Annotated in this window: 19 protein-coding genes; 7 read left to right on the plus strand and 12 right to left on the minus strand. The window is 71.0% G+C overall.

The features are described from left to right. The first annotated feature begins 85 nt into the window (after nt 1-85). The 3 genes from ACIQH8_RS04240 to ACIQH8_RS04250 all read left to right on the plus strand — a co-directional run bounded on the left by ACIQH8_RS04240 (nt 86) and on the right by ACIQH8_RS04250 (nt 4,518). Entirely contained in the window at nt 86-2,470 is a 2,385-nt protein-coding gene (locus ACIQH8_RS04240; RefSeq protein WP_400995175.1) for a LuxR C-terminal-related transcriptional regulator, read from the plus strand. 141 nt (nt 2,471-2,611) lie between these two features. Next, entirely contained in the window at nt 2,612-4,072 is a 1,461-nt protein-coding gene (locus tag ACIQH8_RS04245; protein ID WP_400995177.1) for a redoxin domain-containing protein, read from the plus strand. Nucleotides 4,073-4,110: 38 nt separating this feature from the next. Then, nucleotides 4,111-4,518, plus strand: coding sequence for a VOC family protein (locus ACIQH8_RS04250; RefSeq protein ID WP_400995180.1), 408 nt, complete (start codon nt 4,111-4,113; stop codon nt 4,516-4,518). Between the two features lie 7 nt (nt 4,519-4,525). On the opposite strand, the gene ACIQH8_RS04255 is transcribed toward ACIQH8_RS04250, so the two are convergent. The 4 genes from ACIQH8_RS04255 to ACIQH8_RS04270 all read right to left on the minus strand — a co-directional run bounded on the left by ACIQH8_RS04255 (nt 4,526) and on the right by ACIQH8_RS04270 (nt 7,947). Next, a complete protein-coding gene (locus tag ACIQH8_RS04255) occupies nt 4,526-4,882 on the minus strand; it encodes a putative quinol monooxygenase (RefSeq protein WP_400995182.1) in 357 nt (118 codons plus the stop codon). Beyond that, the gene (locus tag ACIQH8_RS04260; RefSeq protein ID WP_400995184.1) at nt 4,879-5,694 is read right to left on the minus strand and encodes an ATP-binding cassette domain-containing protein; all 816 of its coding nucleotides are present in this window, start codon (nt 5,692-5,694) and stop codon (nt 4,879-4,881) included. Before ACIQH8_RS04260 ends, ACIQH8_RS04255 begins: the two co-directional genes overlap by 4 nt. Next, complete coding sequence (locus ACIQH8_RS04265) at nt 5,691-6,731, minus strand: ABC transporter permease (RefSeq protein WP_400995187.1); 1,041 nt, start codon at nt 6,729-6,731, stop codon at nt 5,691-5,693. Before ACIQH8_RS04265 ends, ACIQH8_RS04260 begins: the two co-directional genes overlap by 4 nt. Before the next feature lie 121 nt (nt 6,732-6,852). Next, nucleotides 6,853-7,947: a substrate-binding domain-containing protein gene (locus ACIQH8_RS04270; protein ID WP_400995189.1), complete on the minus strand. Its 1,095-nt coding sequence runs from the start codon at nt 7,945-7,947 to the stop codon at nt 6,853-6,855. A gap of 175 nt (nt 7,948-8,122) precedes the next feature. Between ACIQH8_RS04270 and ACIQH8_RS04275 the strand changes: the two genes are divergently transcribed. From ACIQH8_RS04275 to ACIQH8_RS04285, 3 genes are all read left to right on the plus strand, one after another. After that, nucleotides 8,123-9,127, plus strand: coding sequence for a LacI family DNA-binding transcriptional regulator (locus tag ACIQH8_RS04275; protein WP_400995710.1), 1,005 nt, complete (start codon nt 8,123-8,125; stop codon nt 9,125-9,127). Nucleotide 9,128: 1 nt separating this feature from the next. After that, the gene (locus ACIQH8_RS04280) at nt 9,129-10,088 is read left to right on the plus strand and encodes a carbohydrate kinase family protein (RefSeq protein ID WP_400995191.1); all 960 of its coding nucleotides are present in this window, start codon (nt 9,129-9,131) and stop codon (nt 10,086-10,088) included. 363 nt (nt 10,089-10,451) lie between these two features. Further along, nucleotides 10,452-13,334 (plus strand): GH32 C-terminal domain-containing protein, encoded by a 2,883-nt coding sequence (locus ACIQH8_RS04285; RefSeq protein WP_400995713.1) that lies wholly within the window; start codon nt 10,452-10,454, stop codon nt 13,332-13,334. A 59-nt stretch (nt 13,335-13,393) separates the two neighbouring features. Here the strand turns inward: ACIQH8_RS04285 and ACIQH8_RS04290 are convergent, their stop codons facing one another. After that, nucleotides 13,394-14,980: a glycoside hydrolase family 68 protein gene (locus tag ACIQH8_RS04290; RefSeq protein ID WP_400995193.1), complete on the minus strand. Its 1,587-nt coding sequence runs from the start codon at nt 14,978-14,980 to the stop codon at nt 13,394-13,396. A 692-nt stretch (nt 14,981-15,672) separates the two neighbouring features. Between ACIQH8_RS04290 and ACIQH8_RS04295 the strand changes: the two genes are divergently transcribed. Next, nucleotides 15,673-17,391 carry a glycoside hydrolase family 32 protein gene (locus ACIQH8_RS04295; protein WP_400995195.1) on the plus strand — a complete coding sequence of 573 codons (1,719 nt, stop codon included), beginning with the start codon at nt 15,673-15,675 and terminating at the stop codon, nt 17,389-17,391. Here ACIQH8_RS04295 and ACIQH8_RS04300 read toward each other — a convergent pair. The 7 genes from ACIQH8_RS04300 to ACIQH8_RS04330 form a co-directional block, all read right to left on the minus strand. Beyond that, nucleotides 17,377-18,474: a LacI family DNA-binding transcriptional regulator gene (locus tag ACIQH8_RS04300; protein WP_400995198.1), complete on the minus strand. Its 1,098-nt coding sequence runs from the start codon at nt 18,472-18,474 to the stop codon at nt 17,377-17,379. The two genes, ACIQH8_RS04295 and ACIQH8_RS04300, sit on opposite strands and share 15 nt — an antisense overlap. Nucleotides 18,475-18,528: 54 nt before the next feature. Then, a complete protein-coding gene (locus ACIQH8_RS04305; protein WP_400995200.1) occupies nt 18,529-19,806 on the minus strand; it encodes a glycoside hydrolase family 32 protein in 1,278 nt (425 codons plus the stop codon). Between the two features lie 92 nt (nt 19,807-19,898). Then, a complete protein-coding gene (locus ACIQH8_RS04310; RefSeq protein WP_400995202.1) occupies nt 19,899-20,960 on the minus strand; it encodes a LacI family DNA-binding transcriptional regulator in 1,062 nt (353 codons plus the stop codon). A 10-nt stretch (nt 20,961-20,970) separates the two neighbouring features. Further along, nucleotides 20,971-22,359: a NosD domain-containing protein gene (locus ACIQH8_RS04315; RefSeq protein WP_400995205.1), complete on the minus strand. Its 1,389-nt coding sequence runs from the start codon at nt 22,357-22,359 to the stop codon at nt 20,971-20,973. Nucleotides 22,360-22,382: 23 nt separating this feature from the next. Then, nucleotides 22,383-23,219, minus strand: coding sequence for a carbohydrate ABC transporter permease (locus ACIQH8_RS04320; protein WP_400995207.1), 837 nt, complete (start codon nt 23,217-23,219; stop codon nt 22,383-22,385). Beyond that, nucleotides 23,216-24,079 carry a carbohydrate ABC transporter permease gene (locus tag ACIQH8_RS04325; protein WP_400995716.1) on the minus strand — a complete coding sequence of 288 codons (864 nt, stop codon included), beginning with the start codon at nt 24,077-24,079 and terminating at the stop codon, nt 23,216-23,218. The genes ACIQH8_RS04320 and ACIQH8_RS04325 overlap by 4 nt, the downstream gene beginning before the upstream one ends. A 158-nt stretch (nt 24,080-24,237) precedes the next feature. After that, a complete protein-coding gene (locus ACIQH8_RS04330) occupies nt 24,238-25,566 on the minus strand; it encodes an extracellular solute-binding protein (RefSeq protein WP_400995209.1) in 1,329 nt (442 codons plus the stop codon). Nucleotides 25,567-25,804: the final 238 nt, after the last annotated feature.

A 25,804-nucleotide genomic window follows, 5' to 3' on the forward strand; every position in this document is an offset into this window, starting at 1 on the left:
CCACGGTCCTCGAACTGGGGGCACCGGAGGCCCGTGCGACGATTCCATTCGCCGCCGCCCGCTGGCATCATCGTGACATGGCATCATGGCCGAGGCTGATGAGATGACCTCGCCGTTGCCGCTGGTCGGTCGAGACGAGGAACGCTCGCAACTCGACCGCCTGCTGCAACCGGGCGGCCCATTCGTGGTCAATGTCACCGGCCCGGAGGGTGTCGGCAAGTCGGCGCTGGTGGAGCGCGTGCTCGAGCGCACCGCAGGTCGCTTCGCCGACGTCCAGCACCTCGAACTGCGAACCGAGGGCATCGGTGACGTGATGCCGGCCGTCCGGAGCTTCACGGCCCGCATGCCGGTGTCGCTCCCGGTCGGGAACCGTGATCGGTCGTTGCTGGTGATCCATCGGGGCGATCCGCTCGCGTCGCAGGCCGAGTCGCTCGTGCGACTCGCCGCACAGGACGGCGCCCTCACCGTGCTCGTCGAATCGGTGCCGGAGCTCCGTGCACCCGGCTGCGCTCCCGTGCTCGTCGGTCCGCTCGATGCGGATGCCGCTGCGCAGCTGTTCCGGCAGGCCGCCACGAGCGTCGGGGTCGACGTCGGCGACGGACCGGAGGTCGACGACCGCATCCGTCGGATCTGCTCGTCGGTCGACGGCAACCCGCTCGCGATCGAGCTCGCCGCCTGCCGTCTGCCGTTCATCCCGCTGACCCACCTCGACCCGCTCCTGTCGGATCCCCGCCGTGCCCTCGACGTGCTCACCGCCCCGATCGGTGGGGGTGATCGCGCGCGCGGGGTGCGCGATGCGGTCATGGCGACCCACGAGATGTCGTCCGCCGCGGCGCGGCGGTTGCTGGAGCTGCTCTCGGTGTTCGCGGGTCCGTTCGCGATCGAGGCCGTCGAAGCGGTCTGCGAGGGCCTGGTCGCATCGTGCTACAACCCGCTCGGCGAACTCCTCGACCTGCGATTGGCCGAGCTGGATTCGGCGACGACGCTCGGCCGGTACCGGCTCAGTCGACTCGTCCAGGGTTTCGCACGCGAGCGGCTCGAGGCGTCCGGGCACGCCTCCGAAGCGCGCGATCGCCACGCCCGCCACTTCTCGGACCGGGCCCGTCGTGCGGCGGAGGCGGTCGAGGACGCCGACGAGGACGCCGCACTCGCGATCATGGGCGAGGACTTCCCGGAGTGCCTGCACGCGCTCCACTGGCTCATCGAGCACGACCCCGCGACGGCGCTCCGCCTCGCGGCCGACCTCGGCTGGGAGGCGCAGCGGCGCGGAACGGGCGATCGACTGCTGCACCTGCTGCGGCATCTCCTCGACGCGCCGGGCGCCGGCGATCCGAACGCGCGGCGCGACGCGCTCATCTGGTCGGCGCAGCTCGAGAGCCTGACGCCCGATGCCCAGGACAAGGCCGAGCTCATCGCGGCTCGGGTGGCCGAGGCGCTCGCCCTCGCCCGCGACTCGGGCGCGCCGTTCCCCCTCCTCATGGCGCTGCGCAGCCAGTTCCTGGCCGTCTCCGCCACCCGCGACGTGCCGGCGGCCTTCGCGGCATGCGCCGAGGGGATGCGCCTCGCCGGGGAGCTCGGGCATACGCGGTGGACCGGTCGATTCGAGGTCTCCGCGAGTTCGATGTACGGCAATCTCCGCCGCTACGACGAGGCGGCCGGGCTCGCGACCTCGGGACTCGCACGGGCCATCCGCTCCGACGACCGGCGCACCGTGGTCTTCGCAGCCCTGGTACTGCACTCCCTCCCGTCAGGCACCCTGCCCGATCAGGGCGACCGCCTTCGCCTCGAGGACGTGTTGGACATCGCCCGCGACCTCGAGGACACGCCGCGCGAGCTGCACGTGCTCGCCGCGCTCGCCCTCTCGGCGGTCGACCGCGGCGACGCCGCGGCGGCCGCGTCATGGCTCACCATGCGTCAGTCCGCCCTGCGCCGGGTCGACCTCCTGAACGGCCTGACGGTCTCGGTCATGCTCGCCGCGCTCATCGCCGACCTCCGCGGCGACCACCGCCGCGGAGCGCGGCTGCACGGCGCCATCGCCTCGCACGTCGACGCGATCCTGGCGCTCGCCGCACCGGAGCACGGCGAGCGGTACCGGCGAGCAGTCGATCGGTTCCGCGCGACGCTCGGCGCGGACGAGTTCGCCGCAGCCGTCGCGGGCGGGCAGGTGCTCGACCGTGAGCAGACGCTGGGAGAACTCGGGGCGTGCCTGCGGCGGATCGCGGACGTGCCGACGCCTGCCGAGGGCGCGGCCTCCCCGACCACGGCGACCGCGCCGCTGACGGCGCGCGAACTGCAGGTGCTCGAACTGCTGACGCGCGGTCTCCGGAACAAGGAGATCGCCACCGAGCTGCGCATCACCCCGAAGTCGGTCATGCACCACACGAGCGCCGTGTATCGCAAGCTCGGCGTCCGCACTCGTGCCGAGGCCGCCACGAAGGCGGCGACGAGCGGGCTGGTGCGGCTGGACTGAGCCCGCCCGATGGGCGACTGCTCGACGGGCCCCGGACGAGGCGGGCAAATGCCCGATGCCGACGCGGACGGCACCTCCTATCGTGACGGCGTTCGACACGCGCGTCGTCGACACGGCGACGCCTGGACCGGGAGGTTCACGATGAAAACGCTCGCAACCCACGTGGCCGCCGCAGCGGTCGCCGCCATGGCGCTGGCGGCCGGAGTGACGCCCGCGGTGGCGGCCGATGGGGTCCCGGAGACGATCCTCTTCGACGAGTGGTACTACTCGGCGCCCGTCGGCGAGGACATCGCCGAGCCGATCAGGGCCGTCGTCGAGGACGAAGCGGGGCAACCGGTGGCCGGGGCGGAGGTGACCCTCTCCGTCCAACCCGACCCGTGGAAGGGCGCGAGCGTCACGCTCGACTCGTACACCGCGGTCACCGACGCATACGGCGCGATGGTGGTGCATGCGACCGCCGGTGACGTCGGCGGGCGCGCCCTGCTCCGTGCCGAGGTCGCCGGGGGCGTCACGACCTCCGCGTGGATCGTCGCACGACCGCCGGGCTTCCGACCGGGCGAACAACTCGCCGATATCGATGCCGAGGGCGAGGACGGCGCTCGCCACAACCTCCGCGACACCGTGCAGAAGGGCACGTACACCATCGTCGACGTCTGCGCAGGATGGTGTCCTCCGTGCCGCGACTTCGCGCCCCTGTTGCGCGATGCGAGTGCGAAGCTCGCGGCCGAGTACAAGGTGGACCTCGCGATCGTGACGGTGCTCCAGCAGGGTGTGAATGCCAGCGCACCGAGCACGCGATCGGACGCCGTCGCATGGAAGGATTCCCTCGAACTGACGAACACCGTGCTGCACGCGGAGGGCGACGCCGACACCGATCTCGCCCGTGCCGCCGAGTTCTTCCTGCTGGACGACGACGCCGACGTGGGCCAGGCGGTTCCCACGAGCCTGCTCGTCGGACCCGACGGCACGATCCTCGACCGTGTGATCGGAGCCCAGGCGAGCGTCGAGGAGATCATCCAGCGCGTCCTCGACAACGGGGCGAAGGCGCACCTCCCGAAAGCGCCCAAGCCCGAGAAGCTGACGACCGGAGAGCGGGTCACCGCCACCCTCGACGGGGACTCCGCATCGGTCGTCTTCGCTCCCTCGGGCACCCAGCAGTACGAGCAGACGCCGCTCGGCATTCTCGGACTTCGGCCGGACGACGCCGATCCGTCGATCGCGGTCCGGAACTTCTCGTTCTTCGAACCGTCGGGTCTTCCTTCGTCGGGCGAACTGACACTCTCGCTCGAGCGCCTCGATCGCAAGGACGCGAAGCAGCGGCTCACGTCGAGCTCACTCTTCGTCTGGGTGATCGGACTGCTCGCCCCGGGGGACTTCGATCACTATGCCGGTGCGTGGGTCGAGCTCCCCGCGACATCCGTGAAGGGCGTCACCACGGTCGAGATCGATCTGGCCGCGGTGCGCGGACCATACGAGCAGGCGTTGCGCTCGGGCGAGTACGAAGACTACGGCACGCTCGGTGAACTGACCGACGCGGATATCGACGCGCTGGTGGCGAACATCGCCGGAGTGGAGGTGCAGGCCACGTTCGCCCGGAAGTGACGGCTCGTCCCGACGCGGGCTCCCCCTACGATGGCCGGATGTCCCTCTTCGACCACATCGGCATCTCCGTCGACGACCTGCCTCGCGCCATCGCCCAGTTCGACCCGGTGATGCAGGCGCTCGGGTGCACACGGCTCGACGGCGACAACGGAGCCTCCTGGCACAGGGGCGAGGAGGAACTCATCCTCATGCCCGCCCGCGAACCCGGCACCGGCCCCCACCGCCACGGCCGGGTCGGATGGCAGCACCTCGCGTTCGCCGTCGAGTCGCGCGAGGAGGTCGACCGGCTGCACGCGATCGCGATGGGGGCCGGCTGGACCGCCGTCCGCGAGCCGAAGCACTACCCGCGCTTCAACGACCGCTACTACGCGTCGTTCATCGAGGACGACAACGGCATCCGACTGGAGTTCATGTACAACCCGCCGCGAGAGCCCGCGGCCGGCTGACGCCGCGCTACCCCACCGGTCGGAGGAACCGCAGCACCGACCCGCGCGACTCGGCGATCAATGGCCCGAGCGCGGCGTTGAACACCGCCCCGTGGGGCTCGGCGAGATGCGATTCGAACGCGACCGCGTCACGGTACGACTCCACCACGACGAAGCGACGACCCTCGACGCGAGGGGCCGCGGCATCCTTCGCGACCACGGGCGGATCGATGACCGAGTACGAGTCGAAGACGAGGCACCCGGGCTCGGCGCGGACCGCGACCGCCAGGTCGGCGAGCAGCGCCTCGACCTCCTCCTCCCGTCCGGGAAGTGCCGTGAACTCGGCGACGAGATCGACCGGTCCACCGTCGTCGGCCGCCGTCATCCCTTGCTCGCCCCCGTCATGATCGCGACGGCGTCGGTCATCGTGTGCGACTGCGGCGTGATCGTCGCGGCGCGCTTGCCGAGCCGCTGCACGTGGATCCGGTCGGCCACCTCGAACACGTGCGGCATGTTGTGCGAGATGAGGATGACGGGGATCCCCCGGTCGCGGAGGCTCATGATGAGCTCGAGCACCTGGTTGGACTCCCGGACGCCGAGCGCCGCCGTCGGCTCGTCGAGCACGACGACCTTCGAACCGAAGGCCGCGGCGCGCGCGACCGCGACGGCCTGCCGCTGGCCGCCCGACAGGTTCTCGACGGGGACCGTGACGTCCTGGAGCGTCGAGATGCCGAGCGAGGTGAGCTCCGCTCGCGCGCTCTCGCGCATGCCCTTCTGGTCGACCAACCGGAAGACCGACCCGAGGATGCCCTTCCTCCGGATCTCGCGTCCGAGGTACAGGTTCGACGCGACATCCAGTGCCGGCGAGACGGCGAGGTTCTGGTAGACGGTCTCGATGCCCGCGGCGCGCGCATCCTGCGGGCGCTTGAAGTGCACCTCGCGACCGTCCAGCCAGATCTGCCCCTCGTCGGGGATCTCCGCGCCGGTCAGGCACTTGATCAGCGTGGACTTGCCGGCGCCGTTGTCGCCGATCACGGCGAGCACCTCACCGGGGTACAGCTCGAGGCTGACGCCGTCGAGACCGACGACGCGTCCGAAGGTCTTGACCAGCCGGCGCGCGCGGAGGATCGGCTGCCGGCCGTCCTCGGCGGCGTCGCCCTGCGCGGCGGTCTCGTTCACGGTGTCCTGGGCGCTCATGCGCGTACCTTCCTGATCCACTGGTCGACGGAGACGGCGACGACGATCAGCACGCCGACGGCGAAGGTCTGCCACAGCACGTCGAGCCCGGCGAGCGCGAGCCCGTTGCGGAACACACCGACGATGAGCGCACCGAGCAGCGTGCCCCACACCGTGCCGCGACCGCCGAAGAGGCTCGTGCCGCCGATGACGACGGCGGTGATCGAGTCGAGGTTGAGGTCGGCGCCCGCGTTCGGGGATGCGGCGTTGGAGCGGCCGATCTGGATCCATGCGCCGATCGCGATGATCGCACCGGCCGCGAGGTAGACGCCCATGAGCACCCGGTTGACGCTGATGCCGGCGAGCCTCGCGGACTCCCGGTCGTCGCCCACGGCGTACACGTGGCGGCCCCACGCGGTCTTGTGCAGCACGTACGCCACGACGACGTAGAGCAGCAGCATCATGAGCACGCCGACCGTGATGTTCACGCCGAACACGGGCAGGATCGCGCCGGTCCACGTCAACAGCTCCGGCATCTCGCCGCCGCGCACGGTCGCCCCGCCCGAGTAGAGCAGGGTGAGCGCGATGAAGATGTTCAGGGTGCCGAGCGTGACGATGAACGGCGGCAGCTTGAGCCGCGTCACGAGGGCGCCGTTGAGCGCACCGGCGGCCATGCCGACGACGAGGCCGAGGAACAGTCCGAGCACTGCGGGCAGGCCCATCTGCACGGTGGTCTGCGCGATCACCATCGAGCTGAGGACCATGACCGCACCGACCGAGAGGTCGATGCCGGCGGTCAGGATGATCAGCGTCTGCGCGACGGCGAGCGTGCCGACCACGGCGACCTGCTGGGTGATGAGCGAGAGGTTGGTGGGGTTGAGGAATCGCTCGTTCAGCAGTCCGAACACGATGACGGCGACGACCAGGACGATGGCCGGGCTGATCGCGGGGTACCGGTGCAGCGTGTTGCGGATGCGGCTGAGCGGGGTGGTGCGGTCGAGGAACTCCTCGGCCAGGTCGAGCGCCGATGTGGGCGGCTCGGTCGTGTGCTGAGTCACGTGGGCTCCGTTCGGATGGATCTGAAGAGGCGGAACGAGGGGTGGGCGGTGCGGGCCGGCGTCCGGCCGACGAGGGGGCGCGTCATCCGTGCCGGCCCGCACCGCTCACGCGGTCACCGGGTCAGCCCCAGCAGATCTCGCTCGCCTCGGCGGTGTCGATCGACTCGACGCCGTCCTGCGGGTCATCGGTGACGAGCGCGACGCCGGTGTTGTAGAAGTCGAGGCCCTCGCTGACCTCGGGGGTCTCGCCGGTGGTGACGAGGTCGTAGATCGCCTGCACGCCGAGCTCGGCCATCTTCAGCGGGTACTGCTGGCTGGTCGCGCCGATGATGCCCTCGGTGACGGCGTCGACGCCGGCGCATCCGCCGTCGACCGACACGACGATCAGGTCGTCGGTGCTGCCCGCCGCCTTGAACGCCTCGTAGGCGCCGTACGCCGCGGGCTCGTTGATCGTGTACACGACGTTGATGTCGGGGTTCTTCGAGAGCAGGGTCTCAGCCGCGGTGCGGCCGCCGTCCTCGGCGCCCTGAGATGCCTCGTTGCCAACGATCTCGTAGTCGCCGCCGGAGTAGGTGCCCGTCGACGCCTCGTCGCCGTTCGCGGTCTCGTCGGCGAGGTCGATGCCCATGCCGTCGAGGAAGCCCTGGTCGCGCGCCACGTCGACCGAGACGACCTTGTCGTCGAACAGGTCGATCATCGCGATGGTGGCCTTCTCGCCGTCGAGCTTCGCCGCGGCCCACTTCCCGATCTCCTGGCCGGCGAGGTAGTTGTCGGTCGCGAAGGTGATGTCGACGGACTCGGGGTCGCCGGGCGGCGTGTCGAGCGCGATCACGTAGAGGCCGGCGTCGCGGGCCTTGACGAGGGCGTCTTCGACAGCCGGGCCGTTCGGCGTGATCAGGATGCCGGCGTCGCCGCGCGAGATCGCGTTCTCGATGGCCTGGATCTGCGAGTCCTCATCGCCGTCCTCGGAGCCGGCGGCGAGGGTCAGCTCGACGCCGAGTTCGTCGGCGATCTCCTCGGCGCCCTGCTGCATGGCGACGAAGAAGGGGTTCGTGTCGGTCTTGGTGATGAGCGAGACGCTGATCGTCTCCTCGTCGCTCGCGCCGCCGGCGTCGCCCGACGAGGCGCATCCGGTGAACGCGAGGGCGGCGGTCGCGGTGATCGAGCCGGCGACGAGCAGTCGGCGGCGGAACGCGCCGGGGCGTGCGTGATTCATCGGTGAATCTCCTCCTGGTGTGGGGGCCATCGTCGCCCGTTTGACAACGATGTCAGAGCAGGTCTAGCGGAAGTCGATGTGTATAGTCAAGATCAACCCGCTCATTGGAGATCGAATCGTGACACCGTTGTCAACCGGTGGTCCGGCGCCCGACCCCGCCCGCGCCCGACCCACCATGCGGCACGTCGCCGCGCTCGCCGGCGTCGGCATCAAGACCGTTTCGCGGGTCATCAACGGCGAGCCGAACGTCGCGCCGGCGACGGCGGCCAAGGTGCTCGCGGCCGCCCGCAGCCTCGACTACGAGCCCGACCTGTCCGCCGGCAATCTGCGTCGTGCCGACGGCCGTACCCGCACCCTCGGGCTGCTCGTCAGCAGCGTCGACAACCCGTTCGCCGGCGCCATGCACCGCGCGATCGAAGACGCCGCGCTCGAGCGCGGCGTCGCCGTCTTCGCCTCCAGCCTCGACGACGACCCCGACCGCGAGCAGGAGGCGGTGTCGGCGTTCCTGCGCCGGCGCGTCGACGGGCTGATCCTCACCACCATCTCCGAGAGCCAGCACTATCTCGCGCCCGAACTGCGCCGCGGCACGCCCGTCGTCTTCGTCGACCGGGAGCCGGCGGGGGTGAGCTCCGACACCGTGGTCAGCGACAATCGCGAGGGCGCGGCGATCGCGACCCGTCACCTGCTCCGGCACGGTCACCGGCGGCTCGCCTTCCTCGGCGACCGCGCGGGCATCCAGACCGCGCAGGAACGCCGCCGGGGGTTCCTCGAAGAGCTCGGCGGATCGGGTATCGCGACCCGCGACATCCCGCTGGCCGACGGCCTGCACGACGAGGAGTCCGCGCGACGGGCGACGCTCGCGCTCTTCTCCTCCGACCACCCGCCCACGGCGATCTTCTCGAGCCAGAACCTCGTGACCATCGGCGCGATCCGCGCGCTGCGCGAGCTCGGCCGCCATCACGACGTCGCGCTCGTCGGATTCGACGACGTGCCGCTGGGCGACCTGCTCGAGCCCGGCGTGACGGTCGTCGCACAGTCGCCCCAGGAGATCGGCCGCATCGCGGCCGATCGGGTCTTCGCACGGCTCGACGGCGATGACTCCCCCGCCCGCCGCACGATCGTCCCCACCCACCTCATCGAACGCGGCTCGGGAGAGATCCCGCCCCGCCAGGAAGGCTGAGATGTCCCCCTCCGCACCCGACCGCACCCACGTCGTCGTCATCGGCGACGCCCTCATCGACGAACTCCGCGACCCGACCGGATCGCGCGAGTTCGTGGGCGGCGCGGCCCTCAACGTCGCGGTCGGGCTGTCGCTGCTCGGCGAACGGACCACGCTGGTCGCCATGCTCGGCGACGACGAGCCCGCCGCACGCATCCGCGCCTTCCTCGACGGCTTCGGAGTCGCCCTCGTCGCAAGCCCGTCGGCGCTCGGCACCTCGCGGGCGGTCTCCGATCGGTCCGACGGCGGCGAACCGCGATACGAGTTCAACGAGGCCGCGCAGCATCGGCAGCTCTCCTTCGACGAGCCGACCCGAGTCGCACTCGCCGACGCCGACCTGGTGGTGGTGAGCTGCTTCCCGTTCGACGACGACGAGCAGGTCCAGGCACTCCTCGACGCGATCGACGATCCGGAGCATCGGCTCGTCGTCGACGGCAATCCGCGTTCGGGCATGCTGCACGACCGCGAGCGATTCCTCGCCAACTTCGAGCGCGTGGCCGCCCGCTCGCTGCTCGTGAAGGCCGGTGACGAAGATGCGGCGCTCCTCGCCGGCGAGTCCCTGGCCGATTTCGTCGATCGGCTGCGGGCGACCGGCGGGGCGACGGATGGCGCGGGCGACGACGGCCGCGTCGGCCCCGCGGTGCTCGCGACCGCCGGGCGCGACGGCGCAGCGGTGCATCACGGCGCTCTCGACGTGCACGCCGACATCGTGAGCCTGCCCGGCCCGGTGATCGACACCATGGGAGCCGGCGACGCCACGCTCGCCGCGATCGTCCACCGGATCGCACAGGACGGGCTGCCCGAGACGGCCACCGCGTGGGGGGCGGCGCTCGGCGAGGCGATGACGATCGCGGCCGCGACCGTGCGGCACGAGGGCGCCCTGCTGCGCACCGCCGACGAGTCCGCACCGGTCGTCGGCTAGCGGGGACCGCGGCTCGCCGGATCGACGTCCACGACCGGACGCACGCCGCGCGCCGCCGCGCTCGCCCGGCGCGCGTGCGAGCCCGCGCGCGGGAGCGCGATCACTCCAGCGCGCCATCGAACGTCCCGTCGCGCGCCGCCGCCGCGCCGTCCGTCCGACCATCGCCGCGCCGTCCGTCGAGCCATCCGCCGCGCCGGCCCGAACACCGGGCTTGAATTGTCCGCCGGACACTGCGTAGCATCCCCCGCAGTTTCTGACAACGATGTCACTGCCGATGGCAGGACCGCGCAATGAAGGGCGAACCAGTCGATGACGACGGTATCAAGATGGAGAAGCTGGGCGGCCGTGGCGGCCGTCGTGGCGATGGCGACGGTCGGGAGCGTCTCCGCCGTGGCGGCCGAGACGACGGATCCGGCCGACGAGCAGTACCGGCCGTACCTGCACTTCTCCCCCGAGGAGAACTGGATGAACGACCCCAATGGCCTCGTCTACGACGACGGCACGTGGCACCTGTTCTTCCAGCACAACCCGTACGGCACCCGGTGGGGCAACATGAGCTGGGGCCACGCGACGAGCAGCGACCTCGTGCACTGGGAGGAGCAGCCGATCGCGATCCCGCAGACCTTCGACGAGAACGGCGCCGCGATCGAGGACATCTTCTCGGGCTCCGTCGTCGTCGACGAGGGGAACACGAGCGGCTTCGGCACCGCCGAGGACCCGGCGATGGTCGCGATCTACACGAGCGCCTACACGCCCGCCCACCCGACGCATGCGGGCATCCAGGCGCAGTCGCTCGCCTACAGCACCGACGACGGGCAGACCTGGACCAAGTACGAGGGCAACCCCGTGCTCGACCGCGACTCGGCGAACTTCCGCGACCCGAAGGTGATCCGATACACCGAACCCGAGTCGGGCGAGTCGTACTGGGTCATGGTCGCGGTCGAGGCGCTCGAGTACAGGGTCGTCATGTACCGCAGCGACGACCTGAAGCACTGGACCCACCTCAGCGACTTCGGGCCGGCCAACGCGACGGGCGGCATCTGGGAGTGCCCCGACCTGTTCCCCATGGCGGTCGACGGCGACCCGGAAAACGTCAAGTGGGTGCTCGTCGTGAACCTCAACCCGGGAAGCGTCGCGGGCGGCTCAGGCGGCCAGTACTTCGTCGGCGAGTTCGACGGCACGACGTTCACCTCCGAGAGCACGGTCACGGATGACGCGCTCCCGCCGGGCGACGTGTTCGCGTCGTTCGACGACGGCACCTGGGGCGACTGGACGGTCGGCAACGAGCCCGGCAACTGGAAGGACGGCCCCTGGGGCCTCGCCCCCGCGACCGGCACGCTGCCCGGCCAGAACCCGGTCTCGGGCTTCGTCGGCGCGGGCCTCGTCAACGGCTTCAACGACGGCGACTGGCCGGTCGGCACGCTCGAGTCGCCGACCTTCACGATCGAGCAGGACCACGTCAACCTGCTCGTCGGCGGCGGCAACCACCCGCACGTCGACGGCACCCAGCTCGGCAACGAGCCGCCCGCCGGTCGCCTGCTGTTCGACGGGTTCGAGTTCGCCGACGGCACGACCCTCGCCGACACCGGCTGGGAGATCACGGGCGACTTCGCGACCGAGCCGTGGCGGAATCCCTCGATCGCGGGCGGCGACTACTACCTCGGCCAGAAGCGCCTGAACACCTTCGAGGCCGGCCCGAAGGGCGACGACAACCTCGGCGACCTCACCTCGCCGGCGTTCGCGATCGAGCCGGGCGACGACCACCTCTCCTTCCTCGTCGGCGGCGGCAAGCGCCTCAACGGCACGCTCGAGGTGCGCCTCATCGTCGACGGCGAGGTCGTGCGCACCGCGACCGGCCCCGAGGCCGGCCAGCTCAACTGGCAGTCGTGGGACGTCTCGGAGTTCGCCGGAAGCGAGGCGCGGTTCCAGGTCCACGACGACGCGACGGGCGGCTGGGGTCACCTCACGGTCGACCACCTGGTGCTCGGCGCCACGCCTGCGACCCCGCGGTCGGACGAGACCTCCGTCAACCTCGTCGTCGACGGCGAGATCGTGCGCACGGCCACGGGCCGGAACAGCGAGAACCTCGACTGGGTGAGCTGGGATGTCGCCGAGTTCGCCGGCCACGAGGCATCCGTGCGGGTCATCGACAACAACCGGTTCGGCTGGGGCCACGTGCTCGTCGACCAGGTCATGTTCTCGGATGCCGCGGCCGCGCCGCGCATCGAGGGCTACGACTGGCTCGACTGGGGCCGCGACTACTACGCGACCGTGTCGTTCTCGAACGCACCCGACGACCGCCGGGTCATGCTCGGCTGGATGAACAACTGGGACTACGCGAACGACATCCCGACCGGGTCGTGGCGGAGCGCCATGGCACTCCCCCGCGACGTCGAGCTCGTGAGCACCGAGCGCGGCCCGCGGCTCGCGCAGCGCGTCGTGCCCGAGTTCGCCGAGCTCGAGCGGCCCGACGTCGCGTACACGGACGGCGCGCGGGCGATCGCCGACGGCGACGAGACGCTGCCGGTGGCCGGCGACGTCGTGCGCATCGACGCGGTCGTCGCACCGGGCGACGCCGACTTGGTGGGCCTCAACGTGCTGGGCGACGACGAGTCCGCGACCCGGATCGGCTGGGACGCGGCATCCGCCCGCCTCTTCGTCGACCGCCGCGACTCGGGGAACACGGGCTTCCACCCGGCGTTCGCGTCGTTCGACGACGCCCCCGTCGCGCTCGCGGACGGCAAGCTCGCGCTGACGGTGTACGTCGACCGCGCCTCGGTCGAGGTGTTCGCCGACGGCGGCCGCACGACGATCACCGACCAGGTGTTCCCGAACGCGGGCGCCGACGCCATCGGGCTCTGGGCCGAGGGCGGCGACGCGTGGCTCGAGTCCCTGACCGTCACGCCCATGCACGGGGCGATGTACCGCGAGGCCGGGGCGGATGGCGCGACCGCCGCTCCGCCCGCGGCCCAGGTCACGGCGCTCACCGGCCCGCGCAAGGGCCCGGACGCCGACGGCGACTTCGAGATCAAGGTGAAGGTCGGGTTCGGCGAGCCGACCACCGTGGTGAGACTGCTCGAGGACGGGCGCGTGATCGACCGCGAGTACCGCACCGCCGAGTCGCAGCGGACGTTCTCGTTCCTCGTCGAGGGCGCCTCGCCCGGCGAGCACCGCTACGCGATCGAGTTGGAGAACTCGGCCGGCGTCACCGACGGGGGCGAGCACGTCGTGACGGTCGCCGGCTGAGCCGGAGCGGGCGGGATGCGGTGGTGCTGAGCACCGCATCCCGCCCGCGTGGTTCGGCGCTACTGCACCTTGCCGCCGGGGTTCACGGCGATGTTCGCCGGAATGTCGGCCCAGCCGCCGAGCCCGCCGTCGCCGTAGGAGTAGTCCACGGCCGACGAGGCGCCGTCGAGGTCGATCTTCACGGTCGGGGCGAGCGTGCCGCCGCGCACGAAGTCATCGTGCGTGCCGATCGTGTCGATGAACGACTGCACCAGGCCGCCGGGCATCACGTAGTGCGAGTACGCCTGGAAGTGGCCCGGGTGCTGGTTGTAGTCGGGGGCGAACGGCTGGCCGCCGGCGAAGTTGAGGTTCGTCGGGTTGCCGAGCGCGAGACCCGAGCCGTTGTTCAGCGGCTGGAAGTCGCTGCGGATGCCGTCGCCGACGAACGCGTAGACGCCCTCGGGGCCGTCGATGCCGGCCGCGTAGGTGCCGCGGTGGCTGATCGTGAAGAGGTATGCCTTGCCGTCCTTGAACACGTACTGCGGGCGCTCGGTCTGGTCGGTGACGCAGTTCGCCGAGAGCACGGGCGGCAGGAACTCCCACTCGGTGAGTTCCGTGTTCTTCGCCTTCGCGAGGCCGACGTTCGCGATCTGGTAGGTCGCGCCCGAGGCGTTGACCTCCTCGACCGTCTCGGCGTAGGGGTCGCCCTCCTGGTAGCCGAGGTCCTCCTCCGTGCAGTAGGCCTCTTCGCGCGGCATGGCCGTGTTGCCCTCGAAGACCATGTAGGTCTCGCCGGGGTGGTCCGGGTCCTCGAAGGTGAACGGGTCGCGGAAGTTGAAGAACTCGTTCTGCTCACCGGTCTGGTAGTACGTGCCGTCGGCCTGCAGGAGGTCGTGGACCTTGTCGAAGCCGGTGAAGCTGACGCCCTGCTTGTTCGAGTGCAGCTTGCCGACGCTCAGCGCGATCCGCGGGTCGTACGGCTTGATGTTGCTGCCGTCGGGGTTGCGGTAGAACGCGACGTCCGTGAAGAACAGCTTGATCTCGCCGCCCTTGAAGATGCGGGCCGAACCCGACCACTGGGTCTGGTGCGTGAACGACTGGTCCTCGAAGATCTCGCCGGTCACGCCCTCGTCGAAGACGAGGCCGCCGTACGTCCATCCGCCGTTCTCCGGGCGCTCCTCGACGGGAACATCCGCCGGACGGTAGAAGTAGCCGATCTTGGCGTAGTGGTGGCGCTCGTCGAAGCCGAGGCTGCGGTCGGCCACGAGCGAGAAGATGACCTCCCAGCCGTTGACGCTGTACTGGTTGCCGTCCTCGTCGGTCAGCGGCCAGGTGTCCCACACCCAGACCTCGCCGTTCGACATGTCCGGGAAGTCCTGCGGCACGGTCGGCATCGTGAGCGCCGCCGGCATCGAGTTCTCGCGCGAACCCGCGTCGGGGTCGGAGAGCCGCTTGATCTGACGGGCGTCGGCCCGGGTCCACTTCGCGGTGAAGTCGGCCTCGGGGTCGTACGCCTCCTGGGTGTGGATCGTCGGCTCGGGGCCGGGCTGGAGCTCGGTCTCGGCGACGGCGGCGGGCGCGCCGGCGACGAGCGCGCCGGCGAGCACGCCGGCCGCGGTGAGGCCTCCGATGAGGGGGCGCGCGATGCGCCGCGTGGATGTTGCCATGTTCGTGCCTTTCGTAGGGTGAACGGTCGAACGCGACCCTCCGCGGGCATCGGCCCGGGGTCCCATGGGTGCGCGGTCGGGGTCACGGCGGACGGTCGTCCGCCGGGGTCGGGTGGGCGCCGCGACGGCACCCGGCCCGGTCCGAACGGTCGGCGTCAGCCGATCCTCCGGTGGTCGTGGTCCGGCGTCGGCGCGTCGATGCGGTCGCCGGGCGTGCGGATGTCGCCGACGTGAGGCGTGCGGATGTCTCCGCCTCGCGGCGCGGCGCGGAGGCCGAGTGGTGTCGTGCGTGTGGTCTTCACGTTCGTCGCTTCCGGTGCGGGTACCCGTGGGCCCCTGGCGGTCAGGATCGAGCGAATCCTCGAGAACGTGGCGTCTGTGCTCCCCCGGCACAGGAACCTATGCGGATACTGACAACGATGTCAACCCCGCAGTCCGCAGGCCGATGCGCCGTGCATGCGCATGCAAATCCCCAGATCAGCAGCAACGCACCGATGGTCGCGCTTCCACGAGATCGGATGGCGCGCTGACATTTGCAAATCGTTTTGCAGCACGCTACCGTTGCCGACGATTCCTCGAGTGGCGTGCTGCGCTCCTCCCCGAACACGACTCGCGACGGCGCACCGCCAGGTTCCACGGCCCGCCTCGCAGAGGCGGATCCGCGGCCGGCGGCGCCGACACCACGGAGGATCATGACTCGAACGACCCGACCCGACCTCGCCTCGCGCACGACCGCGCGTCGCCCCGGTCGAGCGACCATCGCGGCGATCTCGACGATCGCCGGCGTCGCCCTCGTCGCCGGAGCCCTGATCACGATCGCCGCGCTCGCCGGGACCGGTGGCTCGGACGAGCGGCCCGCGGCCGACGCGCCATCCGACCCTGCCGGCGACGGCACCGACCCGGCCTTCACGCGACCCGCCGACTGGTCGCCGTATCGCCCCGCGGCGCACCTCACCCCGGCCGAGCACTGGATGAACGACCCGCAGCGGCCGTTCTGGCTCGACGGCCGGTGGCACTACTACTACCTCTACAACGCCGACTACCCGGACGGGAACGGCACCGAGTGGTACCACGTCACCTCGACGGACCTCGTGCACTGGCGGGAGGAGGGGGTGGCCATCGAGAAGTACCGCAACGGCCTGGGCGACATCCTCACCGGCAGCGCCGTCGTCGACTCGGCGAACACCGCCGGCTTCGGCGAGGACGCGGTCATCGCGATGGTCACGCAGCAGCACGACGGCGTCCAGCGCCAGTCGCTGTTCGTCTCGACCGACGGCGGCTACACCTTCGCCTCGCACGACGCGAACCCCGTGATGGAGAACCCGGGGGCCGAGCACTGGCGCGACCCGAAGGTCGTGTGGGACGAGGACGCCGGCAGATGGCTCATGACCCTCGCCGAGGGACACAAGATCGGCTTCTACGCGTCGCCGAACCTCGTCGACTGGGAGTACCTCTCCGGCTTCGAGCGCGACGACCTCGGGATCCTCGAGTGCCCGGACCTCTTCCGCATGTCGGTCGACGGGGACCCGTCGCGCACGCGGTGGGTGCTCCTCGCCGGGGTGAACGGCGAGCGGTACGGCATGACGACCGGAACCGCGTACTGGACCGGCGACTGGGACGGGACGCGGTTCGTCGCCGATGATCCGGCACCCCGGTGGCTCGACCGCGGATCGGACTTCTACGCGACCGTCACGTGGGACGACCCCAGGCTGCCCGAGGACGAACGACTCGCGTCGCGCTCGGCGATCGGCTGGCTGAACAACTGGGCGTATGCGGGCGACCTCCCGACCGACGACTGGCACGGCGGAGCGGACTCGGTGGTGCGCGACCTTCGCCTCGTCGACGCAGGCGGGCGCCTCGAGCTGCGCTCCACCCCGACCGAGGCGCTCACCGAACTCCACGGTCCGACCCGCGCCGGGGTCGGGGCCGAGCGGACGATCCCTGCCGACGCTCCGGCGGCCCTCCCGCAGCCGACCTCCGACGCGTATCGGCTGCGCGTCGCCGCGGCGCCCGACCCCTCGGACCCGGCCCGCGAGGTGCGGTTCCGCATCAGGGAGGGCGACGGGGCGTACGCGACCGTCGGCGTCGACTTTGCGTCGTCGACGGTGTTCGTCGCCAGGGATTCGGATGCCGCGGCAGCGCGCATGCCCGAGGCGTACCGGGCCGTCCGCACCGCACCCGTGACGCCCGCCGCAGATGGTTCAGTGACGCTCGACGTGATCGTCGACGCCTCCTCGGTGGAGGTCTTCGCTGGCGACGGCCAGGCCGTGCTGTCGAGTCTCGTCTTCGGCGCGCCGGGCGCGAACGGGCTCTCGGTCGAGTCGGTCGAGGGCGCGACCCGGCTCGATGATCTCGAACTCGTGCCGCTCGCGGTCGCACCCGTCGAGCGGGCCGGCTCAGACCGGCGGTGACGCCACCGACCCGCGCTCGACGAGCTCGCACCTGAGGCGGGTCGTCACCGGCTCGCGCGGCGCCGCGCCCTCGATCATCGCGAGCAGGGTCTTCATCCCCGCGCGCCCCATCTCGCGGTGCGGCAGCGCGATCGTGGTCAGCCCCGGTTCGAGCGCGGCCGACACCAGCTCGAGGTCGTCGACGCCGATGACGGACACGTCGGTCGGTACCGCGAGCCCGAGCGCGTCGGCCGCCTGGTAGACGCCCATCGCCATCTGGTCGTTGAAGCAGAAGACCGCGGTCGGCCGAGCCACCGGCTCGCGATCGAGCAGGCTCCGCCCGGCCCGCCGGCCGCCGACCGCGTCCGACTGCGCCGACACGATCATCGACCGCGGCGCATCCAGCCCGGCCCGCTCGAGCGCCGACGCGAACCCGTCGGCCCGACCGCTGACGGCCGGCGCGTCCTCGTCGGCGTTGACGAACGCGATCCGCCGGTGGCCGGCCGCGACGAACCGCTCCACCGCGGTCGCGGCGATCCCCTCCTCGTCGGGGACGACGGCGTCGACCGCCCATCCCGCCTCGGGCGCGCCGTCGACGAGCACGACCCGCAGCTCGCCGAGTCCGCCAGGTCGGCCGACGACCTGATGCGACATCCGCGCCATCAGCACGCCGTCGACCTGCTGCGCCGCGAGCGCCCGGATCTGCCGCGACTCCAGTTCGCGGTCGCCCTCGGAGTCCACGAGCATCAGGAGCAGGTCGTGCTCGCGTGCGACCTCCTGCGCACCCTGCACGATCCGGCCCGCGAACGGGGTCGTCGCGATGCGGTCGCTCGCGAGGCCGATCACGCCGGTGCGTCGGCGACGGAGCCCCTGTGCGATGCGGTTCGGGGTGTACCCGAGCGTCGCGGCGGCGCGCAGCACCCGGTCCCTCGTCTCTGCCCGTACGCCCCGCGACCCCGAGAAGGTGTGCGAGACCGTCGTCGGCGAGACGCCCGCCGCGCGGGCGACGGCACGGATACCCGGTCGCACCACGCGATCGGCGCGGTCGGCGCGGTCGGACCCGCGCCCGTCGCCGCCGGAGCCCGTGCGGTGCCGAGAGTCCACCGGATCCCGCTCCTTCCCGGGCGCCGCGCTCACGATCCGCCCGAGTGGCCCACGCTACTCGGTGCGGTTCCCGACGACCGGTCCCCCCGACGACGAACGTGTCATCAGGGGGAAGACCTCGAGCGTTCCGGCCGATGCGCTGACGTGCAGGTCGTCTCCGGCCGGGTGGAGGGTCGCGGCGAACAGGCCCGCCGCAGTGGCGAGCTCGAGCACGGGCCCGTCGAGGATGACTCGCAGCGTGCCCGACGCGGGCACGGTCCACTCCTCGTCCCCGATCGTGACGGCGGCGGTGTCGCCGTTCCCGACGACGCGGAGCACGCGGTCGCCGCCGCTCGTCACCTCGAGCTCGCCGCCCCGCGCATCCCACTCGATGTCCGCGGCGAGACCCGCGACGCGACCGTCGGCGGCACGGTCACCGCGGTGGGCGGCGACATCCGGATGCGGCGCGGCCACGAGCGCGCCGTCCGCGACGGAGAGGAGGAACGGCACGCTGTGCGCTCCGGCCCAACCCGCCTGCTCGTCCGCGACGCCGCGGATCCAGAACGACAGGCACGGCCGCCCCTCCGCATCGAAGAAGAGGGATGGCGCGTAGTAGCCCTCGCCGTAGGTCAGGCGCCCCCACCCCGCGGCGTCGAAGCGCCCGCCTCGGTACGCCCCGGTCGCGTACCCGGCGTAGTGGAGCACGTCGGCGTCCCACACCGACGAGACCATCACGTCGACCCCGTCGACCTTGAGGAACTGCGGGCATTCCCAGAGCGCACCCATCCAGACAGGCTCGCGCTCGGCCGTCGAGCGCGAGAGCACCGCGCCGTCGTACGTCCATGCGCGCAGGTCCGGCGACGTCCATGACAGCGCCATCGCGGTGCCGTCGCGGTGCGCGGCGCCGACGAACATGCGCCAGCCGTCTCCCTCGCGGCACACGAAGGGATCGCGGAACGCGACGAGATCCAGCTCGCTCGGCGCCTCGACCACGACGTCGCCCTTCCGCCACTCGAGCCAGTCGGCGTCGACCGGGCGCGCCGCTCGGATGCGGCCGATCCCGAAGTCGGGAACCGACGTCGCGGTGTAGAAGATCACCGTCTCGTCGCCGTCGACCACGAGGCATCCGGTCCAGATGCCGTCATCGCCGTCGCCGGGCGCGATCGCGACGGACGTCTCGGTCAGCGACAGCAGGTCGGGGCCGGTGGCGTGACCCCAATGGCAGTTCGGCGCCCACGACGTGCGGTCGGGCACGTACTGGAAGAACGCGTGGTACTCGCCGTCGCGGTACGTGATGCCGTGCGGATCGTTGATCCACCCGGTCCGGGCGGTGAAGTGCAGCGAAGGTCTCATCGGAGGTCCTCAGTGGGGTGCGGCGGTTCGGAACGAAGGAACGAGGGGGTTCGGGCGAGGAGTCTGCGGGACCGCCCGAACCCCCTCGGGTCTCAGGCGACGGCTCGACGTCGCGGCGGCGCGACCGAGTCCCGCTCGACGAGCGGGCAGTCCAGCACCGTGGGTGGCACCGCAGCGGATGCCGCGTCGTGCGCGCCACGGATCGACTCGGCGAGCGCGGCGACCGCCCACGCGCCCATCTCGTAGTGCGGCAGGGCGACCGTGGTCAGGGCCGGGAACAGGCTCTCGGGCAGCGGCGCCTGGTCGTCGAATCCGACGACCGAGAGATCGTCCGGAATCCGCAGGCCGCGGTCGGCGGCCGCCCGATAGGCGCCCATCGCCATGCGGTCGTTGTAGCAGAACAGCGCCGTCGGTTCGCGGTCGAGGAGCTCGAGGGTCGCGTCGTAGCCGCCGCGCGCATCCGATCCCCCCGAGGCGATGAGGCCTTCGGTCGAGAGCCCGGCACGCGCCATCCCGTCGAGGTAGCCCTGCAGGCGACCGCGTGTCGCCGGCACGTCGTCGGCGCTCTCGGCGAATGCGATCCGCCGGTGTCCCCGTGCCACGAGCATGTCGACGACGGATGCCGCGCCCCCGCGCTCGTCGGGCAGGACCGCGGGGATCGTCCCGGCCGAATCCCGCGCGCCGATGAGTGCGGCCGGTCGCATCCGGAGGTTCTCCGGGGCGTCGATGACGTCGTGGAACACGGTCGCGTAGATGATCCCGTCGGCCTGGCGGTCGAGGAACGCCTGGACCTGCGAGGCGTCCACCTCGGGGTCGGGGTTCAGTTCGGAGTTGATGATCGCGAGCGTGAGGTTGCGGCGGCTCGCCTCCTCCTGGGCGCCGAGGATGATGCGGCCGGCGTGCGGCGTCGTCGCGATCTCCTCGGTCAGCAGTCCGATCATGTCGGAGGCCTGAGTGCGGAGGCCGCGAGCGAGTCGGTTCGGCCGGTACCCGAGCTCCTCGGCGGCCGCCCGGACTCGCGCCGCGGTCTCCTCGCTGACCCGCGTGTGCGGCGTCTCGTTGAGCACGTGCGACACCGTGGTCTGCGACACCCCGGCGTGCGCGGCCACCGCCTTGATCCCGATCGTCTTCTCGGACACCCGGCTCCCCGTCATCGTCGGCCCCTCACGTTCGTACCACGTCTCGGTCGGTCGCCCCGGGCGACGGCGCCGGAAGCGTCGGCAGCGGCCTGACGGCATTCGCCGCACGGTCGGCCCGGACCTGCTCGTCGGACCCCGAGTCGAGGATGGTGTTGCGAGCGGATGCCGCGTCGACCGCGACGGTCGTCACCTCGAGTTCGCGCACGGTGTCGGTGGTCAGGAGTGCGTCGACCTGGCCCTCGAAGCAGGAGTCGCTCGAGTTCGCGCTGACATCCTTCGCCACGATGTGGTTGGTCGCGACGAAGTTGCCGGTGCCGTCGGCCACCCTGATGATCACGGGCGGGACGCCCTCCGGACGGAGGCGCGCCGACTCGACGATCTCGGAGAAGTGGTTGCCGATCACCGAGTTGTCGCTGCCGCTGACGGCGAGCAGCCCGTAGTCGTCGTCGAGGCCGTTGTCGACGCCGAGGAACGGGGTCCACGGTTCATGATCGCGCAGGAAGTGGTTCGACCCCACGAGGTTCTCGGAGCTGTTCGCGGCGAGGATCACCATCCCCGGGTAGAACGAGTGGAGCCGGTTGCCGGTCACGCTCGACCGCGTGACGCCGTGCAGGTGGATGCTGCTCGAGCCGCGCGGGAACACGTTGTTCGCGGCGATCAGCAGCCCGCCGTGGTGCTCGGCGTAGATCGACCGGCCGGCGGGGCCGGCGCCGATGAGATTGTCGGTGATCTTCGACGCCTGTCCCCAGCCGCGCAGCTCGATGCAGCTGCCGCACTCGGCGATGAAGTTGTCGTGGATGGAGAGCGCGTCGGCGTTGTAGATCGTGACCGCGTTCTCCAGGTAGACGAAGCCCATCCCGGTGACGCGGAACGAGTCGTTCGCGTCCGCGACGTGGATGCCGGTCTTGCCGTTGGCATACGAGTTCTCGGGGTTGCAGCCGGGCCCGTCGCCGGTGAAGTGCAGGCCGTCGATGCAGAAACCGGAGAACTCGACCGAGCTGATGCGCGGGCTCCCGGTGCGGGCGACGAGGAACGCCGCGCCATCCGCTTCATCGCCCGCGTCGGCGCCGCCGCGGGGCGTCAGGTCCACCAGGATGCGGCTCCCGCCCGGCCACAGTTCGTGCAGGTCCGGCCACTCGTCCTCCGGGACGTTGAACCGGATGCTCGAGGACGTGAAGCCGTGCCCGGCCCCCTCGATCCGCAGGAAGCTGAGGTCGATCACGACCTGCGTGCGCAGGCGGTAGTCCCCCGGCGGGATCGTGATGACGGCTCCGGGCTTGCCGCCGTCCGCGACATCCGCCACCGCCTGACGTCGCTTCACGTCGGCGATGATGCTGTTGATCACCGCCCCGACGTCGTCGAAGGGGTCGCCGTCGGACCAGGTGGTGACGTCGTACCGATTGGTGCTGCGCATGGTCTTTCCGTTCGGGTCGCGGCTCAGCCCTTGACGGCGCCGAGGGTGAGGCCGGCGACGATGTGCCGCTGGAGGAACAGGGTGAGGAGGATCACGGGCACGGAGTAGACCGCGGCGAGCGCCGTCATCCCGCCCCAGTCCAGGCCGAACTGGCTCTGGAAGTTCGCGATGACGACCGGCGTGGTCTGCGCGCGCACCGACGTCAGCAGCAGCGCGAAGAGGAACTCGTTCCAGGAGGCGAGGAAGGCGAAGATCGCGGTCACCGCCAGACCCCCGGAAACCACCGGGAGCACCACGCGAACCATCGCCTGGATGCGGCTGCAGCCGTCGACCTCGGCGGCCTCGCTGAGCTCGTCGGGCACGGCCTCGAAGAAGCTCGCCATCAGCCAGATCGAGAGCGGCAGCGAGATCGTCGTGTGCGCGAGCGCGAGCCCGAACGACGTGTCGGTGAGGCCGAGGTTGCGCATGACCTCGATGAGCGGCGCACCGACCGCGATCGTCGGGACCATGCGGGTGACGAGGGCGGCCACGATGAAGACGCGCCCGCTCGGCGTGCGGAACCGCGTGATCGCGTAGGCCGCGGGCACCGCCAGCACGAGCGACAGCACGGTCGAGACGACCGCGGTCACGACGCTGTTCACGAGCGCCGCCGGGACGCCCTCACGGCTGAGCGCGGCGACGTAGTTGTCGAGCGTCCACGTCTCGGGCATCACCGAGGGCGGCACGGCGATCGCGTCGAGCGGCGTCTTGAACGATGTCAGCAGGAGGTAGACGAAGGGGAACGCGTAGAGGATGATGGCGGCGGCCAGCAGCGCCCAGAGCAGGATGCGGCTCTTCCCGCGGGTCTCGAGTGGATTCATCGTGCACTGCTCCCGGGTCGCCAGATGAGCATGATCGCCGCGATCGCGACGGCCAGCATGACGATGAGGTAGACCGTCCCCATGGCGCTCGCGAGTCCGGGGTCGCCGAACCGCGTCATGGTGCGGTAGATGAGGAGGCTGAGGGTGGTCGTGCTGCCCTGCGGACCGCCATCCGTCTGGATCAGGATGATGTCGAACGCCCGAGCGGCGTCGATGCCGCGGACGATCAGCGCGACGGCGATGACCGGGCGAAGCAGCGGGATGATGATGCTGAACAGGATGCGCGGGTACCGGGCGCCGTCGATGCGGGCCGCCTCGATGACATCCCCCGGGATGTTCTGGAGCCCGGCGAACAGCACCAGCGTGATGAACGACGTGGTGAGCCAGATGTCGGGGATCGCCACCGAGAACAGCGCGATGTTCGGGTCGCTCAGCCACTGGATCTGGTCGGGGCTGGAGAGGATGCCCGCCTCGAAGAGGAGCTGGTTGACGATGCCGAAGTTGTCGATCAGCAGGAACCGCCAGAGGAGGCCGGCGACGACCGGAGCGATCATCAGCGGGTACATGAACAGCGTGCGGAAGACCGTCGACCGCCGGCCGAGGGCCGTGAACAGCAGCGCGACCGCGAGGCCGAGCACGAACTCCGCCGTCACGACGATGATCGTGTACACGACCGTGCGCACCGAGGCCGACTGGAACGCCTCGGACGCGAAGGCCGTCGCGTAGTTCGCGACGCCGACGAACTCCCGCGGCGCCCCGGCGAAGGGCGAGATCTCGAAGAAGCTGTCGTACACGAACCGCACCAGCGGCCAGAGCACGAACGCCGCCAGGAACAGGGCCGCCGGCGCCAGGAGCAGCAGGGCGAAGCGGCGGTCGCCCTGGTCCTTGCTGCGCTGCCGGCGGGGTCGAGCCGAGCCCCGGGTCGGGGCTCCGGGGCCCCGGGCGGGGGCGGACTCTGCCGCCTCCACCCGGGCCCGGGGAGCGAGCGTCTCCACGATCACGTTCTCCTTCGGACCGTCTACTCGACGATCGCTTCGATCTGGGACTTGGCGTCGGTGAGGAGCTGCGCGGTGTCGGCTCCCGGCTCGACGGCCTTCTGCATCATCGGCACGAGCACCGAGTCGACGATCTCCTGCCATTCCGGCGTCGCCGGCCGGGGCAGCGACTGCGGTGCCTCGAGGGTCTCGACGAGCGCCGGGTAGTTCTCGAACCCGGCCTCACCGGCCTTGCTCTCGAACGCGCTCTTCCGGGCGACGAGTCCGAGCGACGTGTCGGCGGCGAGGTCGTTGTGCTCGTAGGCGAATGCGATGAACTCCTTCGCGGCATCCTGCTGGTCGCCCGATGCGGGAACCGACAGGTACCAGGCGCCCGGCACGCCGGCGACGCCGCCCGGCCCGCCGATCATCGGCGCGACGCCGATCGAGTCCTTCACGGTCGAGTCGTCGGGCGTCTGCCGGTAGGCGTGGCCCCAGAAGCGCATCATCGCGAGGTTGCCCTGGTAGAAGAGGTTCTGCGCGCCGGCCCAGTCGAGCTGTGCCGCACCGGATGGCGCGGAGGGCAGCAGGCTCACGTAGAAGTCGAGGGCCTCCTGGTGCGCGGCGCTGTCGATCGTGACCTCACCGGTCGCGGCATCCAGCACCATGGCCTCTTCACCGGCCTGCGAGACGGTCGCCAGCCACTCGGTCTCGACGGCGCCCTTCACGTCGGTGCCGTACAGGTCGACCGCGCCGTCGCCGTCGGTGTCGCGCGTGAAGAACTCGGCGACGTCGCGGTACTCCTCCCACGTGGTGGGCGGCGCGAGCGGGTAGCCGTACTCCGCCTCGAAGTCGGCCATGTTCGTCGAGTCCTCGAAGAGGTCGGTGCGGTAGAAGAGGATCTCGGAGTTGGTCCAGACCGGCATGCCGACGAACGTGTCGTCGACTTGCGCCTCGCTCACGAGTCCGCCGAAGAGGTCGTCCTCGACGTCGGCCGTGAACAGGTCGTCGAGCGGGGCGAGGCCGGGCGCGAACGCCGGGAGCCAGATCGCGTCGAGCGCGGCGATGTCGAACGACGGCTGTCCCGCCTGGAGCTCCGAGGAGACGCGGTCGTAGAGGCCGGCGTACGGGAGTTCGACGAGCGTCACCGTCGTGCCGGTCTCCTCCTTGTAGAGGTCGGCGATCGGCTGCAGCTCGGCCTTGCCCCCGCCTTCGACGACGACGGTCAGTTCGTCGGTGCCGGACGCGGCGTCGTCTCCACCGCCGCCGACGCCGCAACCGGTGAGGACGAGCGCGGCGGCGCTGACGGTGGCCGCGGCGGCGGTGACGAGCGAGCGGCGTCCGCGCCTCGTCGGCTGTGTGCGAAGCTTCATCACTTCGACTCCTTCGTTGGTGTGGGGAAACAGGACGCAGACCCTCTTGCGACGACCATGCCAATACGTTTTGCCAAATCGTCTTGGCATGACGGTAGCCGAGGCCTCGGGACGCGTCAAGACGAGGGCGGTGCCAAAGAATTTGGCGCGCGGCGACCGGTCTGAGCCCGCGAAATGATGGCGCGTCAGACCGACGCGCGGATCACCGGAGGGCAGGCGACCGCCAGCCGGCGGCCCT

This window comes from Agromyces sp. GXQ0307 (assembly GCF_044769845.1).
Taxonomy (GTDB): domain Bacteria; phylum Actinomycetota; class Actinomycetes; order Actinomycetales; family Microbacteriaceae; genus Agromyces.